Annotated in this window: 8 protein-coding genes and 10 pseudogenes; 4 read left to right on the forward strand and 14 right to left on the reverse strand. The window is 51.9% G+C overall.

The genetic code is table 11. The annotated features are described in order from the left end of the window. Positions 1 to 38: 38 nt before the first annotated feature. From bamA to rpsB, 11 genes and pseudogenes are all read right to left on the reverse strand, one after another. A pseudogene (bamA, locus tag P2W74_RS18665) lies at positions 39 to 1856 on the reverse strand (outer membrane protein assembly factor BamA); the annotation flags it as partial. Beyond that, positions 1807 to 2019, reverse strand: coding sequence for a hypothetical protein (locus P2W74_RS23650; protein WP_412767199.1), 213 nt, complete (start codon positions 2017 to 2019; stop codon positions 1807 to 1809). The pseudogene bamA and the gene P2W74_RS23650, both read right to left, overlap by 50 nt. Positions 2020 to 2048: 29 nt before the next feature. After that, entirely contained in the window at positions 2049 to 2555 is a 507-nt protein-coding gene (rseP, locus tag P2W74_RS18670; RefSeq protein ID WP_276292784.1) for an RIP metalloprotease RseP, read from the reverse strand. Positions 2556 to 2601: 46 nt separating this feature from the next. Further along, the gene (rseP, locus tag P2W74_RS18675; protein WP_276292785.1) at positions 2602 to 3402 is read right to left on the reverse strand and encodes an RIP metalloprotease RseP; all 801 of its coding nucleotides are present in this window, start codon (positions 3400 to 3402) and stop codon (positions 2602 to 2604) included. 11 nt (positions 3403 to 3413) lie between these two features. Further along, complete coding sequence (gene cdsA, locus P2W74_RS18680) at positions 3414 to 4271, reverse strand: phosphatidate cytidylyltransferase (RefSeq protein ID WP_276292786.1); 858 nt, start codon at positions 4269 to 4271, stop codon at positions 3414 to 3416. 12 nt (positions 4272 to 4283) lie between these two features. After that, a complete protein-coding gene (ispU, locus tag P2W74_RS18685; protein WP_162381150.1) occupies positions 4284 to 5042 on the reverse strand; it encodes a (2E,6E)-farnesyl-diphosphate-specific ditrans,polycis-undecaprenyl-diphosphate synthase in 759 nt (252 codons plus the stop codon). Positions 5043 to 5230: 188 nt separating this feature from the next. Then, positions 5231 to 6429, reverse strand: a pseudogene (ispC, locus tag P2W74_RS18690) (1-deoxy-D-xylulose-5-phosphate reductoisomerase). 95 nt (positions 6430 to 6524) lie between these two features. Next, positions 6525 to 7086 (reverse strand): annotated as a pseudogene (gene frr, locus P2W74_RS18695) (ribosome recycling factor). A 153-nt stretch (positions 7087 to 7239) separates the two neighbouring features. Further along, positions 7240 to 7966 (reverse strand): annotated as a pseudogene (gene pyrH, locus P2W74_RS18700) (UMP kinase). Between the two features lie 151 nt (positions 7967 to 8117). Next, positions 8118 to 8968 (reverse strand): annotated as a pseudogene (tsf, locus tag P2W74_RS18705) (translation elongation factor Ts). A gap of 136 nt (positions 8969 to 9104) precedes the next feature. After that, positions 9105 to 9830, reverse strand: coding sequence for a 30S ribosomal protein S2 (gene rpsB, locus P2W74_RS18710; RefSeq protein WP_276292787.1), 726 nt, complete (start codon positions 9828 to 9830; stop codon positions 9105 to 9107). A gap of 321 nt (positions 9831 to 10151) precedes the next feature. On the opposite strand from rpsB, the pseudogene map reads away from it, so the two are divergent. From map to P2W74_RS18730, 4 genes and pseudogenes are all read left to right on the forward strand, one after another. After that, positions 10152 to 10947: pseudogene (gene map / locus P2W74_RS18715) on the forward strand (type I methionyl aminopeptidase). A gap of 113 nt (positions 10948 to 11060) precedes the next feature. Beyond that, positions 11061 to 13736 (forward strand): annotated as a pseudogene (gene glnD, locus P2W74_RS18720) (bifunctional uridylyltransferase/uridylyl-removing protein GlnD). 30 nt (positions 13737 to 13766) lie between these two features. Beyond that, positions 13767 to 14591, forward strand: coding sequence for a 2,3,4,5-tetrahydropyridine-2,6-dicarboxylate N-succinyltransferase (dapD, locus tag P2W74_RS18725; protein WP_276292788.1), 825 nt, complete (start codon positions 13767 to 13769; stop codon positions 14589 to 14591). A gap of 110 nt (positions 14592 to 14701) precedes the next feature. Further along, a pseudogene (locus tag P2W74_RS18730) lies at positions 14702 to 15100 on the forward strand (DUF3461 family protein). On the opposite strand, the gene P2W74_RS23655 reads toward P2W74_RS18730, so the two are convergent. The 3 genes and pseudogenes from P2W74_RS23655 to degP all read right to left on the reverse strand — a co-directional run bounded on the left by P2W74_RS23655 (position 15028) and on the right by degP (position 17176). Then, a complete protein-coding gene (locus tag P2W74_RS23655) occupies positions 15028 to 15369 on the reverse strand; it encodes a helix-turn-helix domain-containing protein (RefSeq protein WP_412767244.1) in 342 nt (113 codons plus the stop codon). The pseudogene P2W74_RS18730 and the gene P2W74_RS23655 overlap by 73 nt on opposite strands. Next, positions 15343 to 15588 (reverse strand): annotated as a pseudogene (locus tag P2W74_RS18735) (sugar diacid recognition domain-containing protein); the annotation flags it as partial. The pseudogene P2W74_RS18735 and the gene P2W74_RS23655, both read right to left, overlap by 27 nt. A 161-nt stretch (positions 15589 to 15749) precedes the next feature. Next, positions 15750 to 17176 (reverse strand): annotated as a pseudogene (gene degP, locus P2W74_RS18740) (serine endoprotease DegP). Between the last annotated feature and the right edge of the window lie 38 nt (positions 17177 to 17214).

The raw sequence follows: 17214 nt of genomic DNA on the forward strand, positions 1-17214 counted from the left end.
CCTTCGGGACCAATGGTATTGGACTGGAAACCACGCACGGTGCTTGAACCACCCGCATAGAAGTTCTCATAGAACGGCATTTTCTTTACCGCCTAAGCCATCACCATAACCCAACGGGTACGCCCCCAGGAACCACCCATTTGTGATCATCATCAATCGGGCACATAGGTCGCCGTATCCAATGTCGCTTTGTAGTATTCGTTGTCAGAACCCGGAATGGTCACTTTACCGTTCAGGTTGATACGCGTCCCTTCCGTCGGGAAGTACCCGCGGTCAAGTTTGTTGTACGTCCAACCATAGTTGAAGGTGAAGTCATCTGCAGCAAAACTGTTGTTATCATTCGTCGGGTCTGGATTTTCTCCCATCGAATCAAGATAACGCCACATCGCTACCTGCGGCTGCATGTTAGACAGTTTGTTATGCACATAGCCTAACCCTGCACGCAGCGTGTTGTATTCGTTGATTGGGAAGCCCAGCGTGACGTCCGTACCATAACTTTTGTTGGTATAGTCGGACAGGTCAGCATCATCAGCTTCAAAGTCGTTATAGAAGACACGACCACCGAGGCTAACGCCATCAACGGTGAAGTACGGGTTCGTTACAGACAACTCAGTATAGGTTTGATAGTCGTTTTTGGTACCGTTAATCCCAACGGAATAACCCGTACCCAACCAGTTGTCCTGCTGAACGCCGGCCTGGAAGCTGACGCCGCTTTCCGTACCGTAACCCACACCGAAGTTGAAGCTACCGGTATTACGTTCTTTGACCTTGTAAACCACATCAACCTGATCCGGACTGCCCGAAACACGCTGTGTATCAGTGTCGACGGTTTCAAAGTAACCCAGACGGTTCAGACGCTCTTTACCCTGATCGACCAGATCGCTACCTAACCATGCCCCTTCCATCTGACGCATTTCACGGCGCAATACGGAATCTTTGGAGGTATCGTTACCTTCAAAACGGATCTTACGCACATAGAAACGGTTACCCGCATCCACGTTCACACGTAATTTTACGGTTTTGTCAGCGTCGTTGATTTCAGGCTGCGACTGTACACGCGGATATGCATAACCATAGCGACCCAGAAGCTTCTTGATATCATCTTCCATTTTGGTCACTTTGGTGCCGTTATAGAGTTCGCCCGGCTCGATCTTCGTCAGGCTCTCAATTTCAGCTGAATGCCCCGCCAGGTTACCGCTCACCTCAACGCCCGAAAGCTTGTACTGATCGCCTTCAGTGATGTTAACAGTGATGTAGATCCCTTTCTTGTCCGGGGTCAGACTTACCTGGGTAGAGTCGATGTTGAAACGCGCGTAACCGCGATCCAGATAGTAGCTGCGCAGCGTTTCGAGGTCGCCCGCCAGTTTCTGTTTCTGGTACTTACGATCACCCACGACGTTCCACCACGGTACTTCATCCCGCAGTTGGAAGTGAGAAATGAGTTCGTCAGTGCTGAAGGCATGGTTACCGACGATATTGATCTGTTGGATCTTCGCCGATACGCCTTCCTGGAACACCAGTTTGAGGTCAACACGGTTACGCGGCAACGGTGTGACAACCGCTTTCACGCTGGCACTGTATTTACCGACGCTATAGTAGAAGTCTTCCAGTCCTTTTTCGATATCAGCCAGAGTGGTGCGATCCAGAGATTCGCCAACACGCACGCCAGACGCCTCGAGGTTTTGCTTAAGCATTTCTTCTTTCACCGATTTGTTACCGGAGAAAGTAATGCTGGCAATCGTCGGACGTTCTTTTACCTGAACCAGAAGGGTATCACCGTCGCGCAGGACACGGACATCCTCAAAGTTACCGGGTGGCAAACAGAGCGCGAATGGTATTACTGATATCTTCATCATTAACCGTGTCGCCTGTGCGCACCGGCATACTTAGGAGGGCCGCACCAACAGCGACTCGCTGCAGGCCTTCGAAATGAATGTCCTTCACTACGAACCCTTCAGCACCGTATACGGTGGCGCTGCTAAACAGCAGCGACGCTATGAGCAACTTTTTCATCGCCATCGTTATTATGCGTTCTTCCTAACACTCTCTTACAACCGAGAGAAATCATTGAAAAGTGCAAGCCCCATTAACAACACCAGCAAAATCGAGCCAATGCGATAACTAAAGTCTTGAACCCGCTCGGATACCGGACCGCCCTTCAGCTTTTCAATCGCCAGGAACAGCAGATGCCCCCCGTCAAGAACGGGCAACGGAAACAGGTTGATTATCCCTAAGTTCACGCTGATAAGCGCAAGAAACATCAGGTAATAAATGCCCCCAAACTCCGCTGACATCCCAGCCCCCTGGGCGATAGAAATCGGCCCACTGAGGTTGTTCAGTTTCACATCACCGGTAATCAATTTTCCCAGCATACTGACCGTCAGCTTCATCAACTGCCACGTTTTGTCCGTGGCCTCGAGGATGGCGCTGAATGGCCCATACTGGCGTACTGTCTTGTACTCATCTGGCAGAGGAATAATTTTAGGCACCACGCCCGCAAAACCTTCTGCTTTACCGTTAACCGGTTTTGTATCCGGAATTAACGTCAAAGACAAGGAACTCCCCTGTCTTTCGATTTCGAGTGCTAACGGCTTACCTGGATTATCGCGCACCAGCGTCCACGAACATCATCCATTGCGTTAGCGATTGACCATCGACTTTAACGATCCTGTCGCCAGCTTGCAAACCCGCCTTACTTGCTGCGGAGTTCGTTTGCACTTCTGACAACACGGGTTCAATCTGCGGACCGCGTGGTCGAATCCCTAAAGACGATACAGGATCTTCTTTGTCTGGCTCAAATGCCCACTGACGCAAATCCAGCGTTTTGTCCCTGTCGTTGGTTGCTACCAAACGGCGCCACGCTGATTGTCGTATGCTCATCACCGATTTTCGACACCAATTGTAAACGGACGCATCCCAATCAGGGTTTCGATACATCAACGGCTTTAAGTTTCCGTTCCTGGATGAATTTGCGCAATGGGCAGCAATTGAATTGGGCGTTATTTCGCCAACCACCGGACGCACACCAGGGACACCGATGATAAAGACCAGCCAGTAAGCAAATATAGCGAAAAGGAAGTTTGCAATCGGACCTGCGGCGATAATCGCCGCCCGCTTGTCCAACGGTTTTATTGTTGAATGCATGATGACGCAGTTCCGAATAACCGGCTCTGCACGCTCATCCAACCATTTTGACGTAACCGCGAGGGGGATAAGAGCGATGACATACTCAGTGCCAAAACGATCGGTGCGCCGCCAAAGCGCTTTACCAAAACCAATGGAACAGCGCTCGACACGAACGCCGCAGCGCCGGGCAACCCAGAAATGACCAAATTCATGCACGGTGATAAGCACACCCAGTGCGATGATGAATGCAGCCAGATTCCAGAGAATACTCAGCATAATACCTTCCGTTAAAGCGTCCTGAATACCAGCAACAGCAGGCACGCAAAGACCGGTACTGCAGCCGTCAGGCTATCAATACGATCCAGAATACCACCATGTCCAGGGATCAAATGACCGCTATCCTTAATTCCCGCTTCACGCTTAAACATACTCTCAGTTAAGTCACCCAGCACAGAGGCCAACGCTGCAACAATAGAGCATATGAACAAGGTTGAAGGCGCGACATCAAGGTTAGCCCACATACTGTAACCCCATGAGATCACCGCAGCGGTCACCAGACCACCAATGAAACCTTGCCATGTTTTACCGGGAGAAACCTTTGGTGCCAGCTTATGTTTGCCAAACAGTTTGCCAAACATATACGCCCCGGAGTCTGCTCCCCAGACGAGGATCATGACATAGAGCAGCCACACGGCGCCACTGTAATGATTCTCATCATAGTGCCAGGCGCGAAGCGCCAGCATTCCCCAAAAGAAGGGAACGATGGTCAATACGCCGAAAATAACGCGTAATGTCTTCGAATTACGCCACATTGCGGCTGAGCCCGGATAAAATAACACCAGCAACAACGCCACAACCCACCAGCCTAACGACAGCCAAAGCGAGGCTTCAACCAGCGGTTGGCGAATATTGTGATGATATTCGGGTAATAAAAATAGCATTAGTGCCAGCAATAACCCGCACAGCACCGCCAGCCAGACCCGTTGTGTACGAGTGGCAAAACCGCTTAACTGTCCCCATTCCCAGGCGGCCAGCATACAAACGACCAGCGTAACATGGGCGAACCCCACCGGCGGCAACAAAAAAAGCGCCGCGATGACAACAGGTATTAAAACAAAAGCAGAAATCAGGCGATACTTCAGCAAAAGCGACCCCCATCAGGCTTTGTCATCACCGGGCTCGGTGCCGCCGAAACGACGCTCTCGATTAGCAAAGGCATGCAGCGCACCTTCAAAGTCTTGTTCATCGAAATCGGGCCAAAGAACATCAGTAAAGTAAAGTTCGGCGTAGGCAATTTGCCACAGCAAAAAATTACTGATGCGATGCTCTCCCCCAGTCCTAATTACTAAATCCACAGGAGCCAGCTCATGCATGCAGATTTGCTGACTTAGCATTTCTTCATCAATCTGATCAGGGCGCAGCAGACCTTCCTGCACCTGTTCTGCCAGTTGCCTGACTCCCTGGACAATATCCCAACGTCCGCCGTAGTTCGCGGCAATATTCAGCGTCAGCCCGGTATTCTGGGCCGTTAGCGCTTCAGACTTGCGAATACGTTCTTGCAAACGCGAGTTAAATCGACTGGTATCTCCAATAATGCGCAGTCGAACGTTATGGCGATGCAGGCTTTTTACTTCACTATCAAGCGCCCACACAAACAGCTCCATTAACGCACTGACTTCCTGCGCTGGTCGGTTCCAGTTCTCACTACTAAAGGCATACAGCGTTAACGCGTCAATACCGTTATTGGCAGCGAAAGACACAGCACGGCGGACGGATTTTGCTCCGGCCTTGTGCCCAAAGGCTCGAATCTTCCCTTGTTTCTTCGCCCAGCGACCATTGCCATCCATAATGATCGCAACATGACGACAGCCATGTGCTGGCAAATTTTCGCTTAATGGTTGAGTAGCAGACAACATAACGCGTTTTTGGTCCCTGAAAGGATTTAATGGTACTCAGGAATACTGAAGCCTTTACAAAAAAAAACCGTGTCAAACCACGGCTTACCTGACCCAAAAAAGCCAAATACCTCCGATCAGGTGGCGCAGACTATATCACTGAAGCACAACGCTAACAAATAGCACGATTTACTGTAGATGGATTATCGTCATACGGAGAGTCGCTTCACGTGTTTTCTGGCGACGTCACGTGCGACTGCATCAACCCTCAGCACATCGTCTACGCTTTGCGGCTCCTGCAGATCCATGTTATCCAGTACCGATAAATTCAGATCGGCAATATCGGTAAAACGGATCTGCTGTGCAAGAAATGCGGCGACCGTTACCTCATTCGCCGCATTAAGCGCGGTTGTGGCAGCCTGCCCCTGCTCGAAGGCGTCCATGGCCAGTTTCAGGCACGGATAGCGCTGATAATCCGGCGCGGAAAACGTCAACGCACTGAGCGAGCAAAAATCAAGCGGCTTCACGCCAGAGGAAACACGATTCGGCCATGCCATCGTATGGGCAATTGGCGTGCGCATGTCCGGTTCTCCCAATTGCGCCAGGGACACTACCGTCCTGATAACGCACCATGGAGTGAATCACAGACTGCGGATGAATCAGCACTTCCATCTGGCTTGCGCTGGCATTGAATAACCAGCGCGCTTCAATGTATTCCAGACCTTTATTCATCATAGTGGCCGAATCGACAGAGATTTTTCTCCCCATCGACCAGTTCGGATGACGGCATGCCTGATCGGGCGTCATCGCTGCCAGATCGTGCAATGCCGTTTCACGGAACGGGCCACCAGACCCGGTGAGCCAAAATCGACATCACGCCATTTTGCTCCAGGTCAGCGTATCCCAGGTTGTGCTGAATAGGTTGCGGTAAACTCTGAAAAATCGCGTTATGTTCGCTATCTACCGGTAAAAGCTGGGCTTTACTGTGTTTCACCGCATCCATAAACAGACGCCCGCAGGTCACCAGCGACTCTTTATTCGCCAGCAGGATAGTTTTCCCCGCGTGGATAGCCGCCAGCGTTGGCAACAGACCGGCAGCGCCGACAATCGCCGCCATCACCTGATCAACGTCATCAAGCGCCGCCATATCACAGGCCGATTGTTGCCCGCTCAGCACCTCAGTACGGCTGCCATGCTGCAAAAGCGCAGCTTTCACCTGACGGGCGCTATTCTCATCGTCCATCACTGCGTAACGCGGGGTGAATTCCAGGCACTGCTCGACCATACGGGTAATATTTTTCCCCGCCACAAGTGCAACAATACGGAAATTGTCTGGGTTATGGCGCACCACATCCAGTGTGCTGCAACCAATAGAGCCGGTTGAGCCCAGAATGGTTAAATGCTTCATAAGACGTCCAGAAGAATTGAGATACGATAAAAAGCAAAACGCCGCCAGCCAACCCTTACAGGTTTTCTGTGCGGCGTTTTAGTCGTACAGGGAAATCAGAACTGCATCAGTTCTGTTTCTTTTTCTGCCAGCGCCGCATCAACTTTCTTGATGGCTGCGTCAGTCAGTTTCTGCACGTCTTCCTGAGAACGACGATCGTCATCTTCGCTGATCTCTTTCTCTTTCAGCAGAGCTTTCACTTTGTCGTTCGCATCGCGACGTACGTTACGTACGGCAACACGTGCTTGTTCCGCTTCACCACGAACGATTTTCGTCAGATCTTTACGACGTTCTTCCGTCAGCGGCGGCAGCGGGACACGAATATCGCTGCCTGCAGAGCTTGGGTTCAGGCCGAGGTCAGAAGCCATAATCGCTTTCTCAACAGCAGGCCCCAAAGAACGGTCAAACACGTTGATTTTCAAAGTACGGGGAAATCTTCTACCGTTACGCTTGCCAGCTGACGCAGCGGCGTCGGCGTGCCGTAATATTCCACGACAATGCCATCCAGCAGGGCTGGGAGAAGCAACGACCCGTGCGTATTTTGCTGATTTGGTTTTTGAACGCTTCGACGCATTTGTCCATGCGTACTTCAGCATCTTTTCTGATTTCGCTAATCACGTTACGAATCCTTGAAAACTTGTCTCAGTCAGACCAGACAAGTCGCACACAGTGGCAGTGTGCTAAGTATAGCCCTGATTAATTCATATACGGGTAAGAGCCTCTCCCGCGACGGTAAAGCGGAATATTACCTGTATTTGGACATCACGGGAATTATTCCGTGATTAAAGTCCCTTCTTTTTCGCCCATCACAACACGACGCAGCGCACCAGGCTTGTTCATGTTGAATACACGAATCGGCAATTTGTGGTCACGAGCCAGCGTGAACGCGGCCAGATCCATCACTTTCAGCTCTTTATCCAACACTTCATTGTAGGTCAATTGCTCGTACATGGTCGCGGTTGGATCTTTCGCAGGATCGGCAGTAAATACGCCATCCACTTTGGTGGCTTTCAGTACAACATCGGCTTCAATTTCAATACCGCGCAGGCACGCCGCGGAATCGGTAGTGAAGAACGGATTACCCGTACCGGCAGACAAAATAACCACACGGTTATTACGCAGGCAGACTAATCGCTTCTGCCCAGCTGTAATTGTCACATACGCCGTTCAGGGGAATTGCAGACATCAGGCGGGCGTTCACATAGGCGCGGTGAAGCGCATCGCGCATTGCCAGACCGTTCATTACGGTGGCCAGCATGCCCATGTGGTCGCCCACAACGCGGTTCATACCCGCTTTCGCCAGACCAGCACCACGGAACAAGTTACCGCCACCAATCACCACACCAACCTGAATACCCAGTTCAACCAGCTCTTTGATTTCCTGAGCCATACGATCCAGTATGCTTGCGTCGATACCGAAGCCTTCCGTACCCTGCAGAGCTTCGCCACTCAATTTAAGCAGAATGCGTTTATAGACGGGTTTTGCATTGTAAGCCATGTTTCTTTCCTGAGACTGTCAACGATTAAGATGGGGGTTAATTCTGGCGACATATGATATGTCGCATATCAGCACAGAAACGCCTGGAGTCTGTCTGAATTTTGCATGACGGACACAAAAAGAAGCCGCCCTCAGGCGGCTCCTTATGAAATTAAGACTGCTTGGACATCGCAGCAACTTCTGCTGCAAAGTCAGTCTCAACTTTCTCGATGCCTCGCCCACTTCAAAGCGGATGAAGCCAGTAACGTCAGCGTTGTGCTCTTTCAGCAGCTGAGCAACAGATTTGCTCGGCTCCATGACGAACGGCTGGCCAGTCAGAGAAACTTCGCCGGTGAATTTCTTCATGCGGCCTTCAACCATTTTCTCTGCGATTTCTTTCGGCTTACCGGACTGCATCGCGATATCCAGCTGAACCTGGTATTCTTTCTCTACCACTTCAGCAGACACGTCTTCCGGCTTAACGAATTCAGGTTTGCTTGCAGCAACGTGCATTGCCAGCTGTTTAACCAGTTCTTCGTCAGCGCCAGTTGCAGCAACCAGAACACCGATACGCGCACCGTGCTGGTAGTTACCCAGAACTTCGCCTTCCAGGGAAGCAACGCGACGGATGTTGATGTTCTCACCGATTTTAGCAACCAGAGCAACACGTTCTTCTTCGAACTGTGCTTTCAGAACTTCAACGTCAGTGATTTTGCCAGCAACGGCAGCGTCCAGTACTTTGTCAGCAAATGCCTGGAAACCAGCATCTTTAGCAACGAAGTCAGTCTGGCAGTTAACTTCCAGAATGAAAGCGATGTTGCCGTCGATTTTGGTTTTGATCACGCCGTCAGCAGCAACGTTGCCTGCTTTTTTCGCCGCTTTGATCGCGCCGGATTTACGCATGTTTTCGATTGCCAGCTCGATGTCGCCATTAGCTTCAGTCAGTGCTTTTTTGCAATCCATCATGCCTGCGCCGGTACGCTCACGCAGCTCTTTTACCAGGGATGCGGTAATTTCAGCCATTCTAAAATCCTCGGAAGATTTGATCTGCCCGGCCATAAACCGCACAGATTTAAAAGTGAAAAAGGGGGCCATATACAGGCCCCCTAACCAAACGTGATACTACCTGGTCTATAAGGGCTCTAACGAGCGTGCCTTATTATTCAGCTTCTACGAAGCTTTCTTCCGCCTGGGAAGCCAGATCCTGAGAACGGCCTTCACGAACGGTTGCAGCTACAGCGCCCAGGTACAGGCTAACAGCACGGATTGCGTCGTCGTTACCCGGGATAACGAAGTCAACACCGTCCGGATCAGAGTTGGTATCACGATAGCAAATACCGGAATACCCAAGGTTGTTTGCTTCTTTGATAGCAATGTGCTCGTGGTCAGCATCGATAACGAACAGAGCGTCCGGCAGACCGCCCATGTCTTTGATACCGCCCAGGCTGTTTTCCAGTTTCTCAAGCTCACGAGTGCGCATCAGCGCTTCTTTCTTGGTCAGCTTTTCGAAAGTACCGTCCTGAGACTGAGTTTCCAGGTCTTTCAGACGTTTGATGGACTGACGAACGGTTTTCCAGTTAGTCAGCATGCCGCCCAGCCAGCGATGGTTCACGAAGAACTGGTCGCAGCTATTAGCAGCGTCTTTCACCGCTTCGCTTGCAGCGCGTTTAGTACCAACGAAAAGGATTTTGCCTTTGCGAGAAGAGATCTTGTTCAGTTCAGCCAGAGCTTCGTTGAACATCGGTACAGTTTTCTCAAGGTTGATGATGTGAACTTTGTTACGCGCACCGAAGATGAATGGCTTCATTTTCGGGTTCCAGTAACGGGTCTGGTGACCAAAGTGAACACCAGCCTTGAGCATGTCGCGCATGGAAACAGTTGCCATGATTAAAACCTCTATATATAAAGTTGGGGTTATGCCTCCACGTATCCCATATTACCGACCCCAAAGGGCACCCCGGAATATGTGCCGATACGTGTGTGTTGTTACACAAAGTGAGATTTGTCGCTTCCGTCTATCTTGTGTATCTGAGAGAGAACGGAAGTCCGGCGCGCTTTATACCACAAATACGCCGCAGACACCAATAATTGTTGGCAGTCCGTGCTGTTAATGATTCTCAATTTGGCAGCGTGTGCCCCAGACTGATACCATTGGCAGCACTTACACAATTATTGTCGAAATAATCGACACTGATGGACAGAATTCATGGCTATCTCAATCAAGACCCCTGAAGAAATCGAAAAAAATGCGCGTCGCTGGTCGTATGGCCGCTGAAGTGCTGGAAATGATCGAACCGTATATCAAACCGGGCGTCAGCACCGGTGAACTGGATCGTATCTGTAACGACTATATCGTCAATGAGCAGCATGCTATTTCCGCATGTCTGGGCTATCACGGCTACCCGAAATCCGTCTGCATCTCCATTAATGAAGTGGTGTGCCACGGGATTCCGGATGACGAAAAACTGCTGAAAGATGGCGATAATCGTCAACATCGACGTGACCGTCATTAAAGACGAATACCATGGCGATACCTCAAAAATGTTTATCGTCGGCAAACCTACCATTCTGGGTGAACGTCTGTGCCGTGTGACTCAGGAAAGCCTGTATCTGGCGCTGCGGATGGTAAAACGGGCATCCGTCTGCGTACGCTGGGCGCCGCCATTCAGAAATATGCGGAAGGCGAAGGCTTCTCCGTGGTGCGTGAATACTGCGGTCATGGCATTGGTCGTGGTTTCCATGAAGAACCGCAGGTTCTGCACTACGATGCTGATGACGGTGGCGTTGTGCTGCAAACCGGGATGACATTCACCATTGAACCGATGCTGAACGCCGGTGATTATCGTATCCGTACCATGAAAGATGGCTGGACGGTAAAAACGAAAGATCGCAGCTTGTCCGCACAGTATGAGCATACTATTGTGGTGACAGAGAATGGCTGTGAAATTCTGACGTTACGCAAGGATGACACCATCCCGGCGATCCTCTCGCACGACGAATAATTTTTTGCCTGATGGCGATGCTCCCGCATCTTATCAGGCCTACAAATTGCTCTATCCCGTAGGCCGGATAAGGCGCTCGCGCCGTCATCCGGCTTTTTAATGGGTGGCATACGATGAATACTCTTCCAGAACAACATGCGAACACGGCCCTCCCCCACCCTACCTGGCCAACCGCAAAACCCGGGCGTCTGGCCTCAGCACGAGCTAACCTGCGCCGACATCAAAGCGCACCTTGATGTCTTTCAGCGTTGGCTGGGCGAGGCCTTTGACGAAGGCGTTTCCGCCGAAATGCTCCATTGAAGCCCGTACCGAATTTATCGACCAGCTCCTGCAGCGACTGTGGATCGATTACGGTTTTGGGCAAATTAGCGATGTCGCGCTGGTGGCGGTTGGCGGCTACGGTCGCGGCGAACTTCATCCGCTTTCCGACATCGACCTGCTGATCTTAAGCCGTAAAAAGTTGCCCGACGCGCAGGCGCAAAAAATTGGTGAATTGCTGACCCTGCTGTGGGACGTCAAACTGGAAGTTGGGCACAGCGTGCGGACTCTGGAAGAGTGCCTGCTGAAGGTTTGTCGGATCTCACCGTCGCCACCAACCTGATCGAAACACGTTTGCTCATCGGCGATGTCGCGTTATTTCTTGAATTGCAGAAACACATCTTCAGCGAAGGGTTCTGGCCGTCTGAAAAATTTTTCGCCGCAAAAGTTGAAGAGCAACACCTGCGCCATCATCGCTATCACGGTACCAGTTACAATCTGGAGCCTGACATCAAAAGCAGTCCCGGCGGTCTTCGCGATATTCATACTCTGCAATGGGTGGCGCGTCGCCATTTTGGCGCGACATCGCTAGATGAGATGGTCGGTTTCGGCTTTTTAACGCAGGCGGAACGCGCCGAGCTAAACGAGTGCCTGCATATTCTGTGGCGCATTCGCTTTGCACTGCACCTGGTGGTCAGCCGTTACGATAACCGCCTGCTCTTTGATCGTCAGCTGAGCGTTGCGCAGCGTCTCAACTACCGTGGCGAAGGCAACGAGCCGGTCGAGCAGATGATGAAGGACTACTTCCGTGTGACCCGGCGGGTCAGCGAGCTGAACCAGATGCTGCTGCAACTGTTTGATGAAGCGATCCTCGCGCTGCCTGCGGATGAAAAACCACGCCCCATTGATGACGATTTTCAGTTACGCGGTACGCTGATCGATCTGCGCAATGAGGATCTGTTTATCCGTGAACCGGAAGCGATCCTGCGGATGTTCTATACCATGGTGCGCAACAGCGCGATCACGGGCATCTATTCCACCACGCTGCGTCATCTGCGCCACGCGCGTCGCCATCTCAATCAGCCACTGTGCCTACATCCCGGAAGCGCGATCGCTGTTTCTGAGTATGCTGCGCCATCCCGGCGCCGTCAGTCGCGGTCTGTTACCAATGCACCGCCACAGCGTACTGTGGGCCTATATGCCGCAATGGTCGCACATCGTCGGTCAAATGCAGTTTGACCTGTTCCACGCCTATACCGTGGATGAGCACACATTCGGGTCATGCTGAAGCTGGAGAGCTTCGCCAAAGAAGAGACGCGTCAGGCTCACCCGCTGTGTGTGGATCTCTGGCCTCGCCTGCGACAACCCGAGCTGATTTTTATCGCCGCGCTGTTTCATGATATCGCCAAAGGACGCGGCGGCGACCACTCGGTGCTGGGCGCGCAGGACGTGCTAAAATTCGCCGAGCTGCACGGTCTGAACTCACGCGAAACGCAACTGGTTGCCTGGCTGGTACGTCATCACCTACTGATGTCTGTCACCGCGCAGCGACGCGATATTCAGGATCCGGAAGTGATCAAGCAATTCGCCGAAGAGAGAGTGCAAACAGAACACCGTCTGCGTTTCCTGGCCTGTCTGACGGTAGCCGACATTTGCGCCACCAATGAAACGCTGTGGAATAGCTGGAAGCAGAGCCTGTTGCGTGAACTCTATTTCGCCACCGAGAAACAGCTCCGCCGGGGAATGCAGAATACGCCAGATATGCGCGAGCGTGTGCGTCATCACCAGTTGCAGGCCCTGGCGTTGCTGCGTATGGATAATATTGACGAAGAGGCGCTGCATCACATCTGGTCACGCTGTCGCGCCAACTATTTTGTCCGCCATACCCAAAATCAGTTGGCCTGGCACGCACGACATCTGTTGCAGCATGACCTCAATAATCCATTAATTCTGCTCAGCCCGCAGGCCACGCGCGGCGGAACCGAAATTTTTATCTGGAGTCCGGACAGACCGTATCTGTTTGCCGCCGTCTGTGCCGAGCTGGACAGGCGCAATCTGAGCGTTCACGACGCGCAGATTTTCACCACTCGCGACGGCATGGCGATGGATACGTTTATCGTTCTGGAACCCGATGGCAGCCCTCTTTCGTCGGATCGCCACGAAGCCATCCGTTTTGGACTGGAACAGGCGATCACGCAGCGCAGCTGGCAGCCGCCGCAACCGCGTCGACAACCGGCCAAGCTCCGCCATTTCACCGTCGAGACCGAAGTGAATTTCCTTCGACTCATACCGACCGGAAATCGTTCCTGGAATTGATAGCACTCGATCAACCGGCCTGTTGCGGCGGGTCGGGCAAATTTTTGCCGATCTGGGAATTTCGCTTCATGGCGCCCGAATTACAACCATTGGTGAGCGAGTAGAAGATTTATTCATAATCGCCACAGCCGACCGGCGTGCGCTTAATAATGAGCTGCAGCAGGAAGTGCATCAACGGTTGGACAGAGGCCCTCAATCCAAACGATAAAGTGTAGTGTGTTTATTTATATGGAAAGAGTTTAACAATGCAGCAGTTACAGAACGTTATTGAGTCAGCTTTCGAGCGTCGTGCCGACATCACTCCGGCAAATGTAGATACCGTGACCGTGAAGCGGTTAATCAGGTCATTTCTCTGCTGGATTCCGGCGTGCTGCGTGGTCGCAGAAAAGATTGATGGCCAGTGGGTCACCCATCAGTGGCTGAAGAAAGCGGTACTGCTCTCTTTCCGTATTAACGATAACCAGGTTATCGACGGTGCGGAAAGCCGCTACTTCGATAAAGTGCCAATGAAATTCGCCAACTACGATGAAGCGCGTTTCCAGAAAGAAGGCTTCCGTGTGGTTCCGCCTGCGGCAGTGCGTCAGGGCGCGTTTATCGCTCGCAACACCGTGCTGATGCCATCCTACGTGAACATCGGTGCTTACGTTGACGAAGGCACCATGGTTGATACCTGGGCGACCGTCGGCTCCTGCGCGCAGATTGGTAAAAACGTTCACCTGTCTGGCGGCGTTGGCATCGGTGGTGTTCTGGAGCCGCTGCAGGCAAACCCAACCATCATCGAAGACAACTGCTTTATCGGCGCGCGTTCAGAAGTCGTTGAAGGGGTGATCGTGGAAGAAGGTTCCGTGATCTCCATGGGCGTGTACATCGGTCAAAGCACCCGTATTTATGATCGCGAAACCGGTGAAGTGCATTACGGTCGCGTACCTGCCGGTTCTGTTGTCGTTTCCGGCAACCTGCCGTCTAAAGACGGGAAATACAGCCTGTACTGTGCCGTGATTGTGAAAAAAGTGGATGCGAAAACCCGCGGCAAAGTGGGCATCAACGAGCTGCTACGCACCATCGACTAATCATGATTAGAAAAAGCGGGGGCAACCCCGCTTTTTTTATATCTTCTGGTGGCGGAAAAAGAACTTTTCGTTAATTATTCAAAGGTTATGTTGAGATTAAGGGTACCGCTATGTACGACAATCTGAAAAGTCTGGGCATTACCAAATCCTGAAGAAATCGAATTCGGTTACAGCCTGCGGGCAAGAAGCCAGACAACGATATCCTGAAAATCTAGTTTCCAGAAGGGATAAAGGGCGAATCTTTGCCAAGAGGCGGTGTAGAGTTAAATATCCTCGCCAGCGCAAAACGGTCGTCGCTGATGGTGTGGGTCAAGGGTACAAAGAGGTTCAGGAGATCAGCCCGAATCTACGTTATGTGATCTGACGAACTGGATCAGATCTGCCAGCGTGACCGCACCGAAGTCGATCTTAAACGTAAGATCCTCGACGATTTACGTCACCTGGAATCGGTAGTGACCAATAAGATCAGCGAGATTGAAGCCGATCTAGAGAAGCTAACTCGTAAGTAACAGCGTGTGGATACATTCACAGGCCGGGTACGGCGAAGCCGCACCCGCTTTATTTTGCTGATGGCACTACGTTTATCAGGCCGACAAAACAAATCCCGCCTACCGTTGTTCATCCAGTTGCAATGCACATACAACAACAACCGATCGTCAAAATTCCCCAAATCCAGCCGGTTTAATTCAGAGATACGATTCAGGCGATACCCCAGCGTATTACGGTGGATAAATAACCCTTTTGACGTCGCCAGCGGCAGGTTTATCCCCAGACGCACGCCATGCATATGCCGGGCCTCCGCATCATCAATATCGACAACGCGCCCTTGCGACAACACCAGCAATGCACCTTCGTGCAATTCACCAATACGTTCGCGATCGCCGCTGCCGATAAGTACGCCACGGGCATCCATTACGCTGATATTGGTATCAATGATGCGCATGGTCCGCGACACGATACCCTGCGCCATGTTGGTATCCAGATGCCAGCCATAAATCCTCCGGTGAGCGGAACTCAAGCATAGGGAAGATGTTAGCCTGCAACATTGTGCAAATGCACAAACTGACCGGGGGATATATGGAGCTGTGGGAAACTTCACAAAACGAGGGAGAACCCTTTCCCGGCGGGGAAAGGGGTTTTTGCGAGAGCGTTACTGCATCAGCAGGTATAGATGGAGCTATCGCCACGCTGAATGTTCAGCGCCAGCACCGACGGTTTGCTGTCGAGGATTTTACGCAGTTCAGCGATGTTTTTAATCGACTGCTGGTTTGCCCCAACGATCACGTCCCCTTTCTTCAGGCCAATCATGGCAGCCGGAGAATTTGCTTTGACGTTATTCACGACAACGCCCTTATCCTGGCCTTTATTACTCATCTCAGCACCTTCAATACCGCTGAAGATAGTGCTGGAATCGACCTGATTCTGGCTGCTTTGCTGCAGTTCCAGGCTTACCGTCACTGGCTTACCTTCGCGCAGCAGGCCAAGGCTGATTTTGCTACCGATCGGCATTGTTCCTACCTGAGCGCGCAGTGCGGCAAAGCTGCTGATCGGCTTTACCGTTCAGCGACGTAATGACGTCACCCGCTTTAATGCCCGCTTTCGCCGCCGAAGAATTCGGCAGGACCTGGCTCACGAATGCGCCACGCTGAGCATCGACTTTCATTGCTTTTCGCCAGCTCAGAGCTCAGTTCGGTCCCCAAAAATCCCCAACTCGCCGCGTTTCACCTGACCGTATTCCCACCATCTGGGCCGTCAGGTTTTTCACCATGTTGCTTGGGATGGCAAAACCGATACCGATATTGCCGCCGTCCGGCGCAAGAATTGCGGTATTAATACCGATCAGTTCGCCGTTCAGGTTCACCAGCGCCCCACCGGAGTTACCCCGGTTGATGGCGGCGTCAGTCTGGATAAAGTTTTCATAGTTTCTCTGCGTTCAGACCGCTACGGCCCAGCGTACCGGACGTTACCGTTCTCACCCAGCCCGAACGGGTTACCGATAGCAACGGTATAATCCCCCACGCGCAGCGCGTCAGAGTCCGCCAGCTTAATCGCCGGTCAGATTTTTCGGATCCTGAATCTGGATCAGCGCGATATCGGAGCGCGGATCTTTACCGACGACCTTTCGCATCGAATTTGCGGCCATCGCTCAGTTGTACTTTGATTACGCTGGCTTTGTCGACCACGTGGTTGTTGGTCACAACATAGCCTTTTGCAGCGTCAATGATGACACCGGAACCCAGCGCCATGAATTTTTGTTGCTGAGCGCCGCCGTTACCGCCGCCCTGCACCCCGCCATGACAGAAAGGCGAGCTCTGGAATGGCGAACCATCCTGACAGAACGGAGAATCTTCACCGAAAAACTGCTGGAAGTTACGCGGCATACGCGGCGTATTCACCGTCGTGCTGCCTTCCACGTTAATACTCACCACCGATGGCATCACTTTTTCGAGCATCGGCGCCAGACTTGGCATCTGCTGGGCTGTTGTTGCTGAAGACGCTGTCTCAGCCGCCGTTGCAGACAGGGGGGACAACGCCAAACCTAAACTCAGAGCCAGTGCACTCATTGCTAATGTGGTTTTTTTCATGGTGTTTCGATCTCGATTAACAGATAACGCAAAATTGC

Source organism: Citrobacter enshiensis (genome assembly GCF_029338175.1).
Taxonomy (GTDB): Bacteria; Pseudomonadota; Gammaproteobacteria; order Enterobacterales; family Enterobacteriaceae; genus Citrobacter_D; species Citrobacter_D enshiensis.